General features: G+C 54.4%; 18 protein-coding genes. 1 reads left to right on the forward strand and 17 read right to left on the reverse strand.

The annotated features are described in order from the left end of the window. Positions 1-2: 2 nt before the first annotated feature. Positions 3-521: a stage III sporulation protein AB gene (locus tag EBB54_RS10635; protein ID WP_004078829.1), complete on the reverse strand. Its 519-nt coding sequence runs from the start codon at positions 519-521 to the stop codon at positions 3-5. Beyond that, entirely contained in the window at positions 506-1,450 is a 945-nt protein-coding gene (gene spoIIIAA / locus EBB54_RS10640) for a stage III sporulation protein AA (protein ID WP_125127405.1), read from the reverse strand. The genes EBB54_RS10635 and spoIIIAA overlap by 16 nt, the downstream gene beginning before the upstream one ends. A 221-nt stretch (positions 1,451-1,671) precedes the next feature. Here spoIIIAA and EBB54_RS10645 point away from each other — a divergent pair, with 221 nt between their 5' ends. Further along, a complete protein-coding gene (locus tag EBB54_RS10645; protein ID WP_243127621.1) occupies positions 1,672-2,772 on the forward strand; it encodes a coiled-coil domain-containing protein in 1,101 nt (366 codons plus the stop codon). A gap of 61 nt (positions 2,773-2,833) precedes the next feature. Here EBB54_RS10645 and EBB54_RS10650 read toward each other — a convergent pair whose 3' ends face one another. The 15 genes from EBB54_RS10650 to rbfA form a co-directional block, all read right to left on the reverse strand. After that, complete coding sequence (locus EBB54_RS10650; RefSeq protein WP_125127407.1) at positions 2,834-4,921, reverse strand: polyribonucleotide nucleotidyltransferase; 2,088 nt, start codon at positions 4,919-4,921, stop codon at positions 2,834-2,836. Between the two features lie 16 nt (positions 4,922-4,937). Continuing rightward, entirely contained in the window at positions 4,938-5,276 is a 339-nt protein-coding gene (locus EBB54_RS29910) for a hypothetical protein (RefSeq protein WP_148099354.1), read from the reverse strand. Continuing rightward, the gene (locus EBB54_RS10655; RefSeq protein ID WP_125127408.1) at positions 5,273-7,183 is read right to left on the reverse strand and encodes an NAD(+) synthase; all 1,911 of its coding nucleotides are present in this window, start codon (positions 7,181-7,183) and stop codon (positions 5,273-5,275) included. Before EBB54_RS10655 ends, EBB54_RS29910 begins: the two co-directional genes overlap by 4 nt. Before the next feature lie 45 nt (positions 7,184-7,228). After that, positions 7,229-8,116, reverse strand: a complete 888-nt coding sequence (hslO, locus tag EBB54_RS10660) for an Hsp33 family molecular chaperone HslO (protein ID WP_125127409.1) — start codon at positions 8,114-8,116, stop codon at positions 7,229-7,231. 13 nt (positions 8,117-8,129) lie between these two features. Next, entirely contained in the window at positions 8,130-8,939 is an 810-nt protein-coding gene (locus EBB54_RS10665) for a class I SAM-dependent DNA methyltransferase (RefSeq protein WP_125127410.1), read from the reverse strand. Positions 8,940-8,972: 33 nt separating this feature from the next. Then, a complete protein-coding gene (locus tag EBB54_RS10670) occupies positions 8,973-10,244 on the reverse strand; it encodes a hypothetical protein (RefSeq protein ID WP_125127411.1) in 1,272 nt (423 codons plus the stop codon). Between the two features lie 173 nt (positions 10,245-10,417). After that, a complete protein-coding gene (locus tag EBB54_RS10675) occupies positions 10,418-11,449 on the reverse strand; it encodes a branched-chain amino acid aminotransferase (RefSeq protein WP_125127412.1) in 1,032 nt (343 codons plus the stop codon). A gap of 157 nt (positions 11,450-11,606) precedes the next feature. Beyond that, positions 11,607-12,116 (reverse strand): acetolactate synthase small subunit, encoded by a 510-nt coding sequence (gene ilvN / locus EBB54_RS10680; RefSeq protein WP_004078804.1) that lies wholly within the window; start codon positions 12,114-12,116, stop codon positions 11,607-11,609. Positions 12,117-12,209: 93 nt separating this feature from the next. Continuing rightward, on the reverse strand, positions 12,210-13,928 hold the full coding sequence (ilvB, locus tag EBB54_RS10685; protein ID WP_125127413.1) for a biosynthetic-type acetolactate synthase large subunit: 1,719 nt from the start codon (positions 13,926-13,928) through the stop codon (positions 12,210-12,212). A 155-nt stretch (positions 13,929-14,083) separates the two neighbouring features. Further along, positions 14,084-14,350, reverse strand: a complete 267-nt coding sequence (gene rpsO, locus EBB54_RS10690) for a 30S ribosomal protein S15 (protein WP_004078786.1) — start codon at positions 14,348-14,350, stop codon at positions 14,084-14,086. 156 nt (positions 14,351-14,506) lie between these two features. Beyond that, positions 14,507-16,159 carry a Na/Pi cotransporter family protein gene (locus EBB54_RS10695; protein WP_125127414.1) on the reverse strand — a complete coding sequence of 551 codons (1,653 nt, stop codon included), beginning with the start codon at positions 16,157-16,159 and terminating at the stop codon, positions 14,507-14,509. 67 nt (positions 16,160-16,226) lie between these two features. Beyond that, entirely contained in the window at positions 16,227-17,129 is a 903-nt protein-coding gene (locus tag EBB54_RS10700; RefSeq protein ID WP_125127415.1) for a bifunctional riboflavin kinase/FAD synthetase, read from the reverse strand. Between the two features lies 1 nt (position 17,130). Further along, entirely contained in the window at positions 17,131-18,117 is a 987-nt protein-coding gene (gene truB / locus EBB54_RS10705) for a tRNA pseudouridine(55) synthase TruB (RefSeq protein ID WP_125127416.1), read from the reverse strand. After that, positions 18,117-19,079 (reverse strand): DHH family phosphoesterase, encoded by a 963-nt coding sequence (locus tag EBB54_RS10710; RefSeq protein WP_125127417.1) that lies wholly within the window; start codon positions 19,077-19,079, stop codon positions 18,117-18,119. Before EBB54_RS10710 ends, truB begins: the two co-directional genes overlap by 1 nt. After that, positions 19,076-19,450 carry a 30S ribosome-binding factor RbfA gene (rbfA, locus tag EBB54_RS10715; RefSeq protein ID WP_125127418.1) on the reverse strand — a complete coding sequence of 125 codons (375 nt, stop codon included), beginning with the start codon at positions 19,448-19,450 and terminating at the stop codon, positions 19,076-19,078. The genes EBB54_RS10710 and rbfA overlap by 4 nt, the downstream gene beginning before the upstream one ends. Positions 19,451-19,475: the final 25 nt, after the last annotated feature.

Here is a 19,475-nt window from a genome sequence, read left to right on the forward strand (position 1 = left end):
CATCAGATTAATACCACCACCAGAAAGATTCCGCCCATCACTCCGAGACAGTTCCCGATCCGCTTCTTTGCCGCCATCCCCTCCCGCACCTTTTCGATCTCCAGCTCCAGCCTGCCGAGATAAAGCTGCAGATTTCTGCTCTCCGACGCGCCGTCCATCTGCCCCAGACAGGTTCCCAGTTCTTTGAGCTGGATGGAATGCGCGCTTTTCAGATGCAGCTCTTTGAGATGTTTATCCACGGAACGCATCCAGATCTTGAGGAACGCGTCCTCCTCCCGGTTCTCCACCTGCTTCTCCATAGCGGAAAGCCAGCATTTGTAGGGCTCCTTGACACGCAGCGAGAGCCTCCCGAAGATCTCACTGAGGGGCGCCGAGGAATAGTCCATTTCCCCCTTGAGCATATAAAGGATATGCCGGATGTACAGAAGCTTTTCCAGGTAGCCCTGCAGTTCCATGCCGTAGAGTATCCCTGCCCCTGTCGTTGCAATAATGATCAGAATACCGCCTATAAACCGCAGCATAACAGACTCCCCCTCTGGTCAAAGACTGCCCGGATCTCCCCCGGGCGCTTCCGGTTTTCCAGCACTACATAGCGCTCAAATCTTTTCCTGCGCACCAACTCCGAGAGCACCGGTTTTTCAGAGACCTCCTCCATGTCTCTCCCATGCACGCTGGCGATCAGCGTACACCCGCACTGCATGGCGTATTCCATGGCGCGGATGTCCTCCGGGGCGCCGATCTCATCCACGGCGATCACCTGGGGAGCCATTGACCGGATCAGCATGAGCATCCCTTGGGCTTTGGGGCATCCGTCCAGAATATCCGTACGCATCCCCAGTTCATTCTGGGCCACGCCCAGATAACACCCTCCCAGCTCCGAACGCTCATCCACCACTCCCACGGAGCACCCCTTGACATAGGCGTTTCCGTCGGAAACCTGCCGGATCAGGTCGCGGATCAGGGTTGTTTTTCCGCAGCAGGGCGGGGAAATGATCAGCGTATGGCAGATCTGCCGGTTCTTTGTAATATATGGAAACACCTTGTCCGCACAGCCGATCACCTCATGGGCCACCCTGATATTGACCGAAGATATGTACTGCAGATTTTTTACCCTGTCCTGCTCCAGGATCGCTTTTCCTATCACACCCACACGATGTCCTCCTTCAATCGTAATAAACCCCTGTCTCATCTCCTGTTCATAGGCATAGAGGGAATAATGGCTCACGTATTCCAGAGTTTCCCTCATTTCCTCCCTGGTCACGATATGCCGCTCCTTCCCGTCCCCGGGCAGCAGCCTCTCCTCATTGCCGTATACCACGATCAGCGGCTTTGCGATCCGCATCCGGATCTCCCGGACCTGTCCGAAATCCAGGCCCGCGCCCTCCACAACCGCCCGGACAGGGCGCGCCAGGACAGAAAGGATCTGCCGCTGTTTCCTGTTTACATCCATCTTGTCCACCTCTTTTAAACAATATATGAGTGTATGGAAAAAATATGCAGAAATTTATATCGAAAGCAACACATTTGTTAACATAATCGTAAAAGGTCGGTAAAATATTCCTTTTAAGGGCTTGCGCATTTTCGAAATTCACTATATAATATACAGACAAGATACTCTGCGCACACGACAGAGTACGGATCATTAAGAAAGGAATTGATTTGTGATTGCGTATGAAACGAAAAGTACAAGCTTTGACAGCCTTTCTTCTCACTTCTGCCATGTTATTGTTATCCATAACGGCATATGCGGAGGATATTGAGAGCCTGGAGAGCAAAACAAGTGATCTGCAGAACCAGTTGAATGATATCAATCAGGATCTGCTCAGCATCAGTGATGAGATCGCTTCTACTGAAACTGCGATTCAAGATGCCAACAACGAGATGTTTCGTATACAGGATTCGCTTGCAATCTCCCGCGAAAACGAGATGAGACAGTACGAAGACATGAAGACGCGTATCCGGTATATGTATGAAAACGGCAACGACAACCTTTTGGAACTGCTGTTCTCTGCCGAGAATATGTCGGATTTTCTAAGCCGTGCGGAGTTTATACAGAACATCAGCAGCTACGACCGTGAAAAGCTTGAGAACCTGCAGAGTATCCAGAAGGGGATCGAACAGCAGGAAGCAGATTTGACGGCAAAGCAAAATTCTCTGACCACCCTGCAGACACAGCTGGTGAGCCAGCAGGAGGCGCTCAATCAAAAAGCGGCTGAGACTTCTACGGATCTGGCCGTATTCAACCAAAAGCTCCAGGTCCTTCGCGCGGAGCAGGCACGTATTGCCGAAGAAGCCAGAAAAGCGGCTGAGGCGCAGAAAGCCGCGGAAGCACAAAAAGCGGCTGAAGCCAAAAAAGCAGCCGAAGCACAGAAGCCGGTTTCCACAGTTCCATCCGGAAACGGAACGCAGACAGAGCCGGCCCCTGGCACCGACGACAGTACACAGGAGGAGGACATCGAAGAGACCCCCTCCCAGGAGACCACTTACATTTACAGTGACAGCGGAGGCGCTCTGACCCCCTCAAAAGGTGTGGTCTATTATAACGGACACCGTGAGACTTATTATTCCCAGAAAGTCCTTCCCGGAGGCGGTCTGAATATTCCGGGACGCCATGTAGCGGCAGACGGTACGATCCGGGACGCGGACGGGTATATCTGCGTTGCCAGCAGTGATCTTCCGTGGGGAACCGTTGTAGAGACTTCCCTGGGTACCGGCAAGGTATACGACTGTGGCTGTGCCAGCGGCACCATCGACATCTATACAGACTGGTAATTTAACAGACGATTTTACAAAAAGAGACGGTTTGGATTGATATCCAAACCGCCTTTTATTTTTACTCTGCTACATCACGCATACTGAAACTGAATCGGCCCATCTTGTCCTTTCCAAGGCAGACCGCCTTTACCACGTCTCCCATCTTCAGCACGTCCTCTACCTTGTTCACCCGGTGCTTTGCAATCTTGGAAATGTGCACCATGCCTTCCTTGCCCGGAGCAAATTCCAGGAATACCCCGAAGTCCTTGATGCTGACTACCTTTCCTTCGAATACCTGTCCGGCTTCAAATTCCGTCACAATGGTGGAGATCAGTTTTGCCGCTTTATCCATGCCCTCCTGCTCTGTTCCGCAGATGGATACCGCTCCGTCGTCCTCGATATCAATCTTCACGCCGGTCTCCTCAATGATGGCGTTGATGGTCTTTCCTCTCTGTCCAACCACGTCCCCGATCTTCTGGGGATCAATCTGCATCTGAATGATCTTCGGCGCATACTCTCCCACCTCCGGCCTGGGCTCTGCAATCGCCGGATTCATCACTTCATCCAGGATATAAGTCCTTGCCTTCTTGGTCGCCGCGATGGCTTCCTCAATGATGGGACGGGTCAGGCCGTGGATCTTGATATCCATCTGGATCGCGGTAATTCCCTTGTGGGTACCCGCCACCTTAAAGTCCATATCTCCGAAGAAATCCTCCAGTCCCTGGATATCGGTCAGAACCAGGTAATCCTCATCCGTGTCGCCTGTCACCAGTCCTGCGGAGATTCCCGCAACCGCCGCCTTGATCGGCACGCCTGCCGTCATCAGGGACATACTGGACGCGCACACGCTTGCCTGGGATGTGGAGCCGTTGGACTCAAATGTCTCCGATACCGTACGGATCGCATAGGGAAATTCCGCTTCGCTTGGCAGCACCGGAAGCAGCGCCCTCTCTGCCAGCGCCCCATGCCCGATCTCACGTCTTCCCGGTCCTCTGGAGGGCTTCGTCTCTCCTACGGAGTAGGACGGGAAATTATAATGATGCATATAGCGCTTGGAGGTCTCGGACTCATCCAGCCCGTCCAGCCTCTGCGCCTCGGATAACGGCGCCAGTGTGGTCACCGTGCAGATCTGAGTCTGTCCCCTGGTAAACATTGCGGACCCGTGGACTCTCGGGATCAGATCCACCTCAGCCGCCAGCGGCCGGATCTGGTCAATGGCACGTCCGTCGGGACGCTTATGGTCTTTGAGGATCATCTTTCTGACGGTCTTCTTCTGATACTGGTATACCGCCTCGCCCAGCACTTCCAGCCACTCTTCCTTCTCTGCAAATGCTTCCTCCAGCTTCTCTTTGATCACGCGGATATTCTCCTCCCGCGTCTGCTTGTCGTCTGTAAATACCGCCTCTTCCATCTCTGTGGGCGGCACGATCTCTTTGATGGCTTCAAACAGCTCTTCCGGCACCGCGCAGCTCTCGTACGTGTGCTTTTGCTTGCCGCACTCCGCCACGATGGTATCGATAAACGCGATGACCTTCTGATTCACTTCATGGGCCGCGAAAATCGCTTCGATCATCTGTGCCTCCGGCACTTCCTCCGCTCCGGCTTCGATCATGATCACCTTTTCCCTGGTGGACGCCACGGTCAGAGCCATCCTGGAAGCTTCCTTCTGCTCTGCAGTGGGATTGAATACGAACTGATCCTCAATGAGTCCCACCTGGGTGGTGGAAATCGGGCCGTCAAAAGGAATATCCGAGATGCTCACCGCAATGGCCGCTCCCAGCATGGCCGTCAGCTCCGGACTGCAGTCCGGATCCACGGACATCACCAGGTTCTCTAACGTCACGTCATTCCTGTAATCCTTGGGGAACAGAGGACGCATGGGACGGTCGATGACACGGTCTGTCAGAACCGCATTCTCCGATGCCTTTCCCTCCCTTTTGTTAAATCCGCCCGGGATCTTGCCTACGGAATACATCCGCTCATTGTACTCCACGCTCAGAGGGAAGAAGTCAATCCCGTCCCTCGGCTTCTCGGACGCCGTAGCCGTACACAGCACCGTCGTCTCTCCATAATGCATCAGAACCGCGCCGTTGGCCTGCTTGGCAACCCGGTTCACATCCACCCGCAGGATCCTCCCTGCAAGTTCCATTTCATACTTGTTATACATGGTACTCTCCTTTTCGTCATGGTTTCGTATGCCGGCAGAAGAGTCCGAAACTACTGAAAAACACACCTGGAATCCGCCCTTTGGCTAACCCCCTTTGGCAGATGTACTTTTCAGTGGTCTCGGGAACTAAACAACTGCCCGCAGACTTAGTTATTATACCATACTCTGCTAACCAGCGCAATTGAATTTTTGCATCATGCTTCTTTTTGAGGATTCTTGGGTTGCTGTTCACACGGTGTCGTGCACTTGCTGCACGGCATCCGGCCAATTCAGTGATGGGGCGGGCATCCAGCCTGCATACGATGGCATCAAAAAAGGATGCCGCTTTTTTCCGGGCATCCTTTACAATCCTCATTCTTTTTCCAGGTCTTCCAGCCACCCTGACGCCCAGGCGTCGCTTGGCATCCTCCAGTCCCCCCTGGGTGAGAGCGCCACCGTCCCCACCTTGGGACCGTCCGGCAGACAGGACCGCTTGAACTGCTGGCTGAAAAATCTCCGGCAGAAGGTCTCCAGCCATTTCCGGATCACAGCCCGTTCGTACTTTCCTGCAAAGGTCTGCCGCGCAAGCCTGTAGATCTTCCCCGGCTCATATCCGAAACGAACCATATAGTACAGGAAGAAGTCGTGCAGCTCATAGGGCCCCACCAGGTCTTCCGTCTTCTGCGCAATGTTCCCTTCCCTGGGCGGCAGAAGCTCCGGACTCACCGGCGTATCCAGGACATCATAGAGCACCATTTTAAGCTCCTCATCCCTGGCCGTATCCGCCGCATACTTCACCAGATGGCGCACCAGGGTCTTGGGCACGGAAGCGTTGACACCGTACATGGACATATGATCCCCGTTGTAGGTGGCCCACCCCAGCGCCAGCTCCGACATATCCCCGGTTCCGATGACCAGCCCTCCGTCCCGGTTGGCAAGATCCATCAGAACCTGGGTGCGCTCCCTGGCCTGGCTGTTCTCATAGGTCACGCTGTGATCTGCGGGGTCATGGCCGATATCCCGGAAATGCACGTTCACCGCCTCCCCGATGGGCACCTCCCGCAGCGTCGCCCCCAGCTTCACCGCCATCCGGCAGGCATTGTTGTACGTCCTGTCGGTGGTTCCAAAGCAGGGCATGGTGACCGCCAGAATCTCCTTCTTATCCCTTTCCAGTAGGTCAAAGGCCCTGGCCGCGACCAGAAGGGCCAGGGTGGAGTCCAGTCCTCCGGAGATTCCCACCACAGCGGTTTTTGCATGGGTATGCGCCAACCGCTTTTTCAGCCCCATGGCCTGGATCATCAGAATCTCCTCACAGCGCTTTGCCCGTACTCCATCATCCTGGGGTACAAAGGGCTGCCTGGGAAACTTCCGGGTCAGCTCTGTGTCCTCCACATCCAGACAGAAAGGCACCCTGAAAAGCGTCCTTTCCTCCGTTCCGCCGAAGGTGGTATTTTTCCTCCGTTCGCCGGAGAGCCTTCGAACGTCGATTTCCGAACAGATGATGTCATTCTCATACCGCTGCGCCTCCTCCAGGACAGCGCCGTTCTCCGCAATGATATTGTGTCCGCCGAACACCAGGTCCGTGGTGGACTCCCCTTCCCCCGCATTTGCATACACGTATCCCGCGATCAGGCGGGCGGACTGCCCCCGGATCAGCTCCCTGCGGTAGACGTCCTTTCCGATGGTCTCATCGCTGGCGGAACAGTTTACGATCACCGTCGCCCCTTCCAGCGCCGCCTGGATGCTGGGCGGAACAGGGGACCACACGTCCTCGCAGATCTCCGCAGATACCACCAGTTCCTCCATATTCCGGCACGGAAACAAAAGCTGAGGCCCAAAGGGGATCTGCGCCCCCTCAAATTCGATCATCCTTGCAGTCCGCGGGCCCGGCGTAAACTGCCGCATCTCATAAAATTCTCCGTAATTGGGCAGGAATGTCTTCGTCGTAAAGCCCAGGATCTCTCCCCGGTTCAAAGCCGCCGCCACATTATAGAGCTTTCCCTCCACGCACAGCGGCAGGCCCACAAACACAAGCATGTCCTTTTCCTTCGTAAACTCCGCGATATGCAGCAGAGCCTGTCTCGCATTTCTCAAAAGTACATCCTGTGTAAACAGGTCGCCGCAGGTATATCCCGTGACGCACAATTCCGGAAATACCAGGATCTTCGCCCGGAGCTTTTCCGCCTCCAGGATACACTCACAGATTTTTTCCTGATTATACGCCGTATCGGCAACCCGGATGTCCGGCGTGGCCGCCGCCGTCTTCACAAACCCATGTTTCATTTTCTTCCACCCTTCCGTTCCATTTTTTTCATGCTATGCTTTACACTACCCCAGTACTGCATTCTGTTTTTCCAGGATCTGCCCAAGCTTCTCCACCGAAAACGTATACGCCGTATTGCAGAAATGGCATTTCACTTCAATGGGCTTTCCATCCCGGATCATATCCTCAATCTCACTTTTCCCGATGCTGATCAGCGCCTTCTCGATCCGCCCTTCGGAACAGTTGCAGGCAAATCCGGCAGGCATCGTATCCGTGATCTCCACCTCCATGCCGGAAAGCACCCCGGACAGCATTTCCTCCGGCGAATGCCCGCCGTCCAGCATATCCGTCACCGACCTCATGGCCCCAATGTTCTCCTCCAATTGCCTCAGCACCCGCTCCTCCACAAAGGGCATCACCTGTACAATAAAGCCCCCGGCGCAGCGTACCGTATTGTCCCGGTTCATCAAAACGCCCAGCCCCACCGACGAGGGAACCTGCTCCGAAGCCGCAAAATAATAGGTCAGGTCTTCCGCGATCTCTCCGGTCTGCAGAATCGTCTGCCCGGAATAGGGCTCTTTGAGTCCCATATCCTTGATCACGTTCAAAATCCCCTGGCCCAGTGCGCCGCCCACATCCAGCTTTCCGTTTTTCGGCGGCAGCATCACCTCCGGATGGTTTACATAGCCCTTCACATGTCCCATGGCATCCGCCGTCACCGTCAGGCCGCCGATGGGCCCGCCGCATTTGATCTGCAGCGTCAGTACATCCTCCGGGTTCTTCATCATGCTTCCCATCAGCACGCCCCCTGTAAGCAGCCTGCCAAGGGCCGCCGTTGCCACAGGGCTGGTTTCGTGCCGTGTCCGCGCCTCCTCCGTCAGACCGGTAGTAACGGCCGCAAATGCACGGATCTGTGCGTCCGCGGCCGTCGCCCTAACGATATAATCTTTCATAGTCGTCCTCCCATCACATATGCTCTGTTGTCTTTCCCCGCTCCCGCGCCGCCGCATAGATCCGTTCGCTTGCACCATGGGGTTCCCCCTTTGTATCCGCATCCCATGCGCCAAGAAACTCCATCCCGGCATGCTGAAGCGCCGCCTGGATCTCCTCCAGCGTATATCCCTTTTGGTAATGGGTCTCCTGAAACCGCCAGAAAGGCCCGTCCCCGGACAGAGATTCCCCCTGCCCCGACGGGCCGCCCTCTGCTCCCCTGCGGATGAACAGCGTCAGGCCGTACTCATTGATCCTCTCCTCTTCATCGTAAAAGTTGTCCCATATAAAGGCGCAGTCCTCCCGATCCTCGGCAATGGTACGGTCTCCCAGGATTTCCCGGTACTTGTAGTCCGTATTAAAATCAAAAAGAAAGATGCCCCCCGGATCCAGATAATTGTTGACCAGGGCGAACATCTGGCAAAGCTCCTGCTCCTCCAGAATATAGTTGACGGAATCGCAGACACTGACCACAGCCCGCACCGTGCCGTACAGCTCAAACTCCCGCATGTCCTGCAGAAGATAGAGGATCTCATGGCCGGACGCCTCCCGCTTTTCCATCGCCGCGTCCAGCATCTCCTCCGAACAGTCCACGCCGATCATGTCATACCCGTATCCCGCCAGTAGCTCCGTCATAGTGCCTGTCCCGCATCCAAGCTCTAAGACCAGGCCGTCCCTAATCCCGTATCCCTCCAGCAGTTCCCGCACATATTCTGCCCATTCTGCATATGGTACATTGTCCATAAACCGGTCATAAACCGCCGCAAACCCTGTATATGCCTCCAATTCCGATTCCCCCTGCCGTCTGTTTTTGACTGATTATAACTGCTCGCCGTACATGGCCCGGATCTGCTGCCGTATCCGCTGGCGCTCCCGCCTGGCCTTCTCCAGCATACGCTTCCGTTTTCTCCGGACGGCCAGAACCTTGAGGTAGACCACCAGCACGATATCCAGGGCAAAGAAAATAATCAGCGCAGTCTTCATGATATTCTTCATGGAATAGGTGGTCTTCATCAGATTTCGGACTCTCTCTGTGAGAGAGGGCTTCTCATCCTCTTCCTTCTGATCGCCCCCGCCTTCCTGCTCCCGGGCGGACGTTTCCTCTGCCTGTTCTTCCTCCTTCGGCTCCTCCTCCGCCTGTTCTTCTTCCTTCGGCTCCTCCTCCGTCTTCACCGCCGGAAAATTATACGGAACCATCGTTTTATAGACCGAAAAGGTCCGGCTTCCGTCCTCATGGTATACATTTACCACCGCGGCAAATACTCCCGGCTCCAGCTCACAGATGGATTCCGGCTCATCGACGGTGCCAGTCTCCAGGCCGAAGTCCATCTGCGGGCAGGATACCAGTTCCTTCCGTGAGATGGAATAGACATTCAGGAAATCACCGATCCCCAGCCCCAGCGTCAGAGGGAAATTGATGATATAGTCCCCGCTGACACACAGATCCTGAAAATTATTTCCCTTGGAAGAGCCCTCATATTTTCCCAGATCCTCTGTCACCTGGAACTGGCTGTCCAGAATCTTGAAGCTGTATCCCCCGTCCACATTCGTCTGGATGATATACCGATCCAGCGCCTCATCATAGCCGATCCCCAGGATATTATAATCGTCCGCAATCTTTACCTTCTTCTTGAAGGACAGCGTATCCGCGTCTATGAGGAAGATACACCCTCTGTTCTCCGGGTTCAGATGGGTATACAAAGCCACCGCAATCTCCCGGGTATTCGGATTGTAAGCCATCCCGTTGCCGTGCTCATAATTCCGTTCCACCACCCGCTTTGCCTGCGTATACTTCTCCACTCGTTTTCCATGGGCATCCGTGTCATTCCTGTAATATGCCTTGATGATATCCGACCGATCCGCAGTGTCGTCATAATTCTCGATCAGGATGATATAATCATCCGTCACGCACATCGACTGCACCACCCCTTTCGGAGACTCAATATCGCCTTCTATGATCTTTTCCCATGTAACTCCCTCAAACGCATCGTCTGATGCAATCTCCGCATGGACTTCCAGCGGCTCCCAAATCCAGATGCACCAAAATAAAACAATACCAATGAGACCAGTGACGAGCACTTCCCATTTCATTCAACATACTCCCTTAGCTGTGCCGCGCTCACCCGCGCGTCCTCTTTCTGCATACGATGGTATTCAAAATTTCCCTTGCTCTATCATAGCATTCTGCCAAATCATTGTAAACAGGTTTATAAAAAAGATGCCAACTTTTCGAAGCCGGCATCCCATAATTTTCCATTATTTGGTTACATTGATTCGATAACATGTATCCAGCCCTTCGGAGCTTCGATCTGTCCCATCTGAATACCGGTCAGCGTCTCGTACAGCTTCCGGGTCGTTTCGCCCATCTGCTCCATACCGCTGGGGAAGCAGATCTCCTGCCCGTGATCCACGATCTTTCCCACCGGGGAGATCACCGCCGCGGTTCCGCAGAGCCCGCATTCCGCAAAATCTTTCAATTCATCCAGGTACACGTCCCTCTCTTCCACTTCCAGCCCCAGGTAATGCTCTGCTACATACATCAGAGAACGCCTGGTGATGGACGGAAGGATCGTCTCGGAATGGGGCGTCACCACTTTCCCCTCCTTTGTCACAAAAAGGAAATTGGCCCCGCCGGTCTCCTCCACCTTGGTCCTTGTGGCCGAATCCGGGTACAGGTTCTCGTCAAACCCGTTGGCATGGGCGGACACGATGGCATGAAGGCTCATGGCATAATTCAGTCCCGCCTTGATGTGTCCGGTTCCCCGGGGCGCGGCCCGGTCAAAATCCGACACGCAGATGGTCAGCGGTTTTACCCCACCCTTAAAATACGGGCCTACCGGGGTCGTAAAGATACGGAACTGATACTCGTCCGCAGGCTTTACGCCGATAACCGGGTTGATGCCGAACATATAGGGACGGATATATAAGCTGGCCCCGGAACCATAGGGCGGCACATACCCTGCATTTGCCCGGACAGTCTGGGTCACCGCGTCCACAAACCGGCCCGCGTCAAATTGGGGCATCTCCATCCTGGCCGCGGAATCCATCATACGCTGGCCGTTCAGATCCGGCCGGAAGGTCACGATCCGCCCGTCCTCAGTGGTATAGGCTTTCAGACCTTCAAAGATGGTCTGGGCGTACTGCAGAACGCCCGCGCATTCGTTCATGGTGATGTCCGCGTCCTCAATGAGAGCTCCCTCGTCCCATGCACCGTCTTTATAATTGGAAACATACCGCTTATCCGTTTTTATATAGGCAAAGCCCAGATTTTCCCAGTCAATATTCTTTTTCTCCATCCGTATCTCCTCCATTCCACTGTGGTCATGCTGATTAACAGTATTTATTATAATACCATCCCGGATAAAATTCAAGAGTGCGCTCTGTTTTTTTTGATTCATTGATACTGCTCACAGCCATATAAAAAGAGTCATTTCCGGCTCAAAGCCGTCATTTTTACCGCTCCATCATACTGATGGATTCGATTCCTACGCTTCCCCCTCTGACCACTTCAATATTTTTAAACTCCTCTTTGAGAAGCTTCACCACCGCGTCATTCTTGGTGGCCGTCTGCACAAATTCCAGCAGCAGGCTGTCTTTCCCGTAATCGATCACCCTTGCCTTGAATGTATCCGCGATCTGGAACAGCTCCGCCTTGTCGTCCCTGGTGCACTTTTTCACTTTGACATAGAGGATCTCCTTCATCCGCACGAAAACATCTGTAAAATCAATGACCTTGATGACTTCCACCATCCGGTTAAGCTGCTTTTTGATCTGCTCAAAGGTCTCGTCATCGCTGACCGTGGCAATGGTCATCCTGGACACCGTGGGATCTTCCGTGGTTCCTACCGTCAGGCTGTCCAGGTTATAGGATTTTCCGGAAAACAGCCCGGAGATCTTAGACAGAACACCTACCTGATTTTCCACGTACAACGAAATCCATCTCTTTTTGATACTATTATCCATATCTGTCCTCGCTCCTCTCATCTAAAACGGACGCGCCGCCCGACAGCCTTACGGCCGCCGGCTTTGCCCGTGTCCCTCCTGAGCCTGCCCGATCTAGCAGTCCAGGATCATCTCCTCCAAGGTTCCTCCCGGCTGGATCATGGGATATACCATCTCCTCCGGATCTATGATAAATTCGATCAGGGTGGGAACGTTCGTATTCTTCTTCGCCTCTTCAAACGCCGCCGGCACCTCTTCCCTGGACGTCACCCGGATGCCCTTCGCCCCGTAGCTTTCCGCCAGCTTCACGAAGTCCGGCGTATAGACCGGCTTTTCCTCGCCGCCGGTCCTGCGGGTGAGCGCGCCGGCGCGCAGATCCGTCATGCCGTAGCGCTTTCCGTAAAACAGTTTCTGCCACTGCCGCACCATTCCCAGGTAGGTGTTGTTAAACACGCACACAATGACCGGCAGCTCCTCCAGCACCGCGGTGGCAAATTCCTGGATGTTCATCTGCATCCCGCCGTCGCCGGAGATCGCGATGACCGGCGTATCCGGGTTGCCCAGCTTCGCCCCGATGGCTCCCGGGAAGCCGTAGCCCATGGTTCCCAGGCCGCCGGACATGATCAGCTTCTTATGCTCCGTGATCTCCGTATACTGGGCGGCAAACATCTGGTGCTGCCCCACGTCCGTCACCACGATGGCTTCCTCAAACTGACGGTTGATTTCTTCCAGGATATCCGTGGGCCCCAGGCTCTTATGGGGACGCATGGCCAGCGGGTGCTCCTGCTTCCAGGCTTCGATCTCCTTAAGCCACTTTTTGGTATTGCAGGCTTCCACGTACTCTTTCATCTTCATGACCGCCTCTTTCGCATCCGCCACGATGGGGATGTCCACGGAAATATTTCTGGAAATGGAGGCGGTATCAATGTCAATATGAACGATTTTTGCATTGGGCGCAAAGGCGTGGAGCTTTCCCGTGATCCGGTCGTTGAACCTGGTTCCGATGGAAAACAGCAGGTCGCACTCGCTGACCGCCATATTGGCCGCGTAGGCGCCGTGCATCCCCAGATTGCCGATAAACATGGGATGGTTCGTAGGGATCGCCCCCCGGCCCATAACCGTAGTGATCACCGGAACGCCGGTCTTTTCTACTACCTCCGTGAACACCTGGTTGGCATCCGCAATGTTCACGCCGCCCCCCGCCAGAAACAGGGGCCGCTTCGCCTTATGCAGCATCTTCAGGGCACGCTTGAGCTGTCCGATGTGGACGCTGGTGTTGGGCTTATAGCCGCGGATATTCACGTCCTTTGGATAGTCCGCGCTTCCCAGCTCCGCCATCACGTCCTTGGGCAGGTCGATCAGCACCGGCCCCGGACGGCCTGTCCGCGCAATATAAAATGCTTCCTTGATGATTCTGCCCAGATCCGCCCGGCTGCGGACCGTCACGCCGTACTTCGTGATGCTTCTTGTGATCCCCACAATATCCACTTCCTGAAAGGCGTCGTTTCCGATCAGATGCCGGGCCACCTGCCCGGTAAAGCATACCAGGGGCACGCTGTCATAATTTGCCGTTGCCAGCCCTGTCACCAGGTTGGTTGCTCCCGGCCCGCTGGTGACCAGACAGACTCCCGTCCTTCCCGTAGTCCTCGCATAAGCGTCCGCTTCGTGCACCAGCGCCTGCTCATGCCGGGGCAGGATCACCCGGATATCGCTCTGCCTGTATAGTTCGTCGCTGATGTCGATCGTACAGGCTCCCGGATAGCCGAACAGAGTATCCACGCCTTCTTCTTTTAAAGCTTTCACCAATAACTTGTTTCCAGAAATCTGTCTCATCACTTGTCCTCCTTCATAAAAACTGTATTCAGAAGTTTCCCATAGTACAAAAACAGCCCTAAGCTGCGATGCTTAGGGCATGTCTACCAGCTATACAATTGTACGGAACATTATTGTTGTCGTTCACGGCCTGGCCGCCGCGAACCGCAAGCGCATTATTTTCTCAATCCGAGTCTCTCGATCAGAGAACGGTATCTCTCAATGTCGATCTTCTTCAGATATGCCAGCAGGCCCCTTCTCTGGCCTACCATCTTCAGAAGCCCTCTTCTGGAATGATGATCCTTCGGATTCGCCTTGAAATGTTCTGTCAGCTCATTGATCCTTGCTGTCAGGATCGCTACCTGAACCTCCGGTGATCCGGTGTCTCCTTCGCTTCTTCCGTATTCTTTGATGATTGCCTGTTTTTTCTCTCCTGAGATCATGTTTGTCTTCCTCCTTGAAAATCTGATTCTGAACGCCAGGTATTAGGTAACGGTTGGAGTCCTCCGATTACTGAACACCGGCTGAATGATACCCGTATACTATAACATACAATCCCTCAGGCTGTAAAGGGATTTTTTTATCCATTCCATCCATTCTCAGTCGTCTTCCTCTTCCAGCTCCTCCAGTTCATCCTGGTTTTCCGGGCGCAGGGCGAAGGCAATGTTGGTCGCATGATCCCCCACACGTTCCAGCCCGGAGATCACGTCGGAATACAGTACGCCGGCCTCGGGCGTACATTTTCCCTTGGTCAGGCGCTTCACATGGGCTTTTCTAAGCCGCTTCTCCTTCTCGTCCACAGCGTCCTCCAGACGGAGGATCTCCCGCATATGCTCCAGGCTCTGGCTGGAGAACATATTCAGCGCGTAATCCAACTGCCTGAGAACCATTTCGGTCATCTCCTGCATCTGCTTGAGCGCTTTGTCGCTGAAGGGGATCTGCTTTTCGGCCCGGCGCTTTGCAAAATCCGCAAAATTTTCCGCATGGTCTCCGATCCGCTCGATGTCGTTGACCACATGGAACAGGCCGCCCACCATCTTGCCGTCTGCCATCGGAATATCCAGCCCGTTGATCTGCACAAGATACGCCGTAATCTCCTGGTTCAGGTAATCGATGTATTTTTCCTGCTCGTAGACCGCTTCGATCTTCTCCTGATCCGGGCTGCACAGCGCCTCCATGCTTTTCTGCAGGTTCTCCTTTGCCAACTCTCCCATATACTGCATCTCATGGATCGCGTCGATCACGGCAGTGGCCGCGGAGATGGACTTGTTGATATACTTCGGCCTGTGGGCCTCCTCCTGGACCGCATCCTCACCCGGGATGAGCACATATGTAAATTTCACGATCCAGCCCATAAACGGGAACAGCAGACCCACTTCAAACACCTTGATCAGCGTATTGGCGTTGGCCACCGCCCGCCCCACGTCATTTCCGGAAATCCGCATAAAGAGACTGCAGATCGGTCCCAGAGCCACCATCAGCATGACGAACACGATGAGGGAACCGATGATGTTGAACAGCAGGTGAATCCACGCGGCGCGCTTCGCGTCCTTATTTCCGTTCAGGCTGACCAGCAGCGCGGAAATACAGCAGCCCATATTGCACCCCAGGATCAGGAAAAAGCAGATCTCAAATGCCAGCAGCCCCTGTGCCGCCATCAGGATGATGATTCCCACCGAGGCGGACGCGCTCTGCAGGACGGCCGTCACCACAAATCCCAGCAGGATCGCCACCAGCGGGTTCTGCATGGACTGCAGCAGATGCACGATCTGTGGGGAATCCTGCAGACCGGTCATCTTTTCCCCCATGGTGCTCAGCCCCATAAACAAAATACCGAATCCCAGCAGCACGATCCCGATCTTTTTCACATTCTGGTTCTCAAAAAACATATACATCACCGCGCCGATGATCACAAACAGCGGCGCGATCTCCGCCAGGTTAAACGCGATTAGCTGGCCGGTCACCGTGGTGCCAATATTGGCCCCCAGAATCGGCCCCGTAGCCTGGTGAAGCTGCATCAGCCCCGAATTGACAAAACTGACCACCATCACCGTAGTTGCATTGGAGGACTGTATGATCCCGGTAAAAACCAGTCCCACGATCATCCCGATAAACCGGTTCTGGGTAAAAAATTCCAGGATGGACCGCATCCTTGCTCCTGCCACCTGTTCCAGCCCGTCGCTCATCAGCTTCATACCGAACAGGAACATTCCGAGCCCGCCAAACAACGAAATGATATTTGTAACACTCATTTGTATTTCCCCAACACTTTCTCTGTGTAAACATCTGCTTCCGTAAAAAATATTCTTTGCTTCCTTTTTATGCCAGCCCGGTCCTGGAAAAGTATTCCCGGCAGTAGCGGATGTTCGCGTCCACCCGTTCCTTTAATTCCTCCACGGAGGCAAACTTCTGCTCCGGGCGCACAAAGGTATAAAATTCCACCGTGACCTCTTCCCCGTATACGTCTCCATCAAAGTCAAACGCATAGGCTTCTATCAGAACCTTCGGCTCCTCCGCCACGGTGGGCTTCACCCCGACATTCCCGATGCCCGGGTACCATGCCTGTCCCACCTGAATCCGGCAGGCGTAGACGCCGAATCGGGGCAGGACCTTCTCCGGCGGGGGCGCCACATTCATGGTCGGAAAGCCCAGCGTCCGGCCCAGCCGCTTTCCATGCTCCACCCTGCCGGAGACTTGGTAGGTGTAGCCCAGAAGGGCGTTCGCAAGCTCTGCGTCGCCTTCCCTCAATGCCTCCCGCACATAGGTGCTGCTGATGACCCGGTCTTTGTACCGTTCCTTCTCCACCACGTCCAGACGATACCCGCAGGTTCCCGCGTATCTGGCAAGCATATCCACGTCCCCGCGTTTCCCGTGGCCGAACCGAAAATCCGTCCCCACCACCACATAGGCGGCCCGAAACCGCTTAGAAAGGATCTTCTTGATAAAGTCTTCTGCCTCCATCTCCCGCAGCTCCTTCGTAAAGGGGCAGGCGATCATGGTATCCACCCGGGATTCCAGACGTTCTCTTTTTTCCCGGGCCGTCAGAAGGGTCGCCTTGCCCATATCAAACGCGCAGACAACGCTTTTTACATCCTCTGACGCATATTCCCTGACTTTGCCGATCAGCTTCTGGTGCCCTCTGTGAAGGCCTTCGAACTTTCCTAACGTCACCGCCGTGGGCTTTTCGCTCTGATAAGAATGAATCTCCGTTATATACTGCATGTCAATCCTCCGCTGCCTCCCTGTCCAGAAACATCTTCTCAACACGGAACTCCTGCCGTCCTCCGTGATACCGGTAGATCCCGATGAACCGCCCTTTGGCATCATAGACCCGAACCTGTTCTCCCTCCGAAAACCGGCTTTTCCCGTCGCCGGACTCCATCCGGGAAGCCTGATCTTCCTCCGGCTTTTGCTCCCCGGCCTTCTGGATCTCTTCCATCTGCCGCAGGGAAAAGGGGTTGCCGTTGTAAGCCAGGTTCCGGTAGGGTTCCAGAATCTCCACCGCTCTGAGGTGTTCAAACACCCAGTCCGCCGGACGCAATATTTTGTCCAGGTTTCCGGCGGCGCAGGCCGCTTCCACGTCCCCAAGCCGGACACTGTCTCTCAGTTCAAAACAGCCCGCCCGGATCCGCAGGAGGGATTCCATACATCCGCCGCATCCAAGCTTTCTGCCGATATCATGGCACAGTGTCCGGATATAGGTCCCTTTGGAACAGTGCACCTTCATCCGAACCCGGGGGAGGGAGATCTCCTGTATGGAAATCTCGTGAATCCTCACCTTTCGTTTTTTTCTCTCCACCTCAATCCCCTGGCGGGCCAGCTCATAGAGCTTCTTCCCGTTCACCTTCAAGGCGGAATACATGGGCGGAAGCTGTTCATAGTCTCCCGCAAAGCCCGCGATGCAGCTTCTCACTTCTTCCTCTGTCAGCCCTTGTGTTTCTCTTTCCTCCAGAACCCGGCCGGTCAGATCCTGGGTATCCGTCACCTTCCCAAGCAAAAGCACTGTCTCGTAGATTTTGCTCTGATCCGTCAGCATGCCGCACAGACTGGTCGCCTTTCCCAGGCAGACAGGGAGCACCCCTTCCGCATCCGGGTCCAGGGTTCCGGTATGGCCGATGCGCTTCTGCCGGACAATCCCCCGAAGCTTTGCCACCACATCATGGGAAGTGTATCCTTTTTCTTTGTAAATATTCAAAATTCCGTTTCGCATCAGCAGGCTCCGTCTAACTGCAGGGCAATCTGGTGGCTCACATTGTTGACCACGTCATGAACCGTCCCCGCCATTGTAAATCCGGCCGCCCGTACATGGCCGCCTCCTCCGAAATATGTAGCGATCTTGCTGACATCCACCTTATCCCTGGAGCGGAGGCTGACTTTAAAAAGCTGGGTTTCCGTCTCATACAGAAACAGCGCCACCTCCATGTCCTTGGTCTGTTTCAGTTGGTTGACGATGCCGTCCATGTCCGACGGGAGTGCCTTAAAAAATGCCATGTTCTTTTTGGTGATCCAGGTAACGATGCAGCGCTTGTCAAGGATCAGGATGCTCTCCAGCAATGCCAGCCCCAGAAGCTGGTTCTGTACATAGGTCTTTTCATAAAATGTCTTTTCGATGATCTCGCTGCCGTTGATCCCTTTGCGCAGCAGCTCCGCCGCCGCTTCCATGGTTTCCGGCCTGGTGCAGGAATACCGGAATACGCCGGTGTCATGTGCGATCCCCATATAGAGGGCCTCCGCGCAGGACCTGCTGATCTTTTCTTTGTCCAGCAGATGATACACCAATTCTGACGTAGAGCTGGCGTCGGCCACGATCTCATTGTAATCCGCAAAAGACCGGTTGCTGGCATGATGGTCTATGCAGCAGGTCTGCAGGGCATCCGCAAACAGCGGGGCCGAAAAGCCGAGCCGTTCTTCATCTCCACAGTCCAGACAGATGAACAGGTCATATACCTGCCCCGGACGGATCTCACTGCGGACGTCCTCTGTATTCCGGATGAAACGGTAGGACTGCGGAATGTATTCCAGATACACATCCGTTTCGATCTGCGGGTATTGTTCTCTCAGATACAGATACAATCCCATGCAGGAGCCTACGCAGTCGCCGTCCGGGCGGATATGCCCGCCCAGGGCGACTGACTTCTTTCCATTTAAAAGCTCTGATAAACTTATATTCATTCTTCTTCCCCATCTTTCATATCTCTGGTCAGCTCATCAATTTTTCTGCTCATATTCACCCCGTACTCGATCGACTGATCCAGTACAAACTGAATTTCCGGAGTATTTCTCATGTTGATCGTCCTCGCCAGTTCACGGCGGATATACCGCTCCGCGCTTTGGAGACCCTTAAGCGTGTCTTCCTGCGCTTTGCGGTCTCCGAATACGCTGATATATGCTTTGCAGGTTTTCAGGTCGGGAGCCACTTCAACAGCCACCACGGAAGTCATGGGTGCGACCCTTGGATCTTTGATGCCTCCGCGCAGTATTTGACTCAGTTCCCGCTGGACCTCTGCATTGACTCTCGTATTTTTAATACTGTTTTTTCTCATAACTGCTCCTTATTCTTCCCTATTC

This window comes from Schaedlerella arabinosiphila (genome assembly GCF_003885045.1).
Lineage (GTDB): Bacteria > Bacillota > Clostridia > Lachnospirales > Lachnospiraceae > Schaedlerella > Schaedlerella arabinosiphila.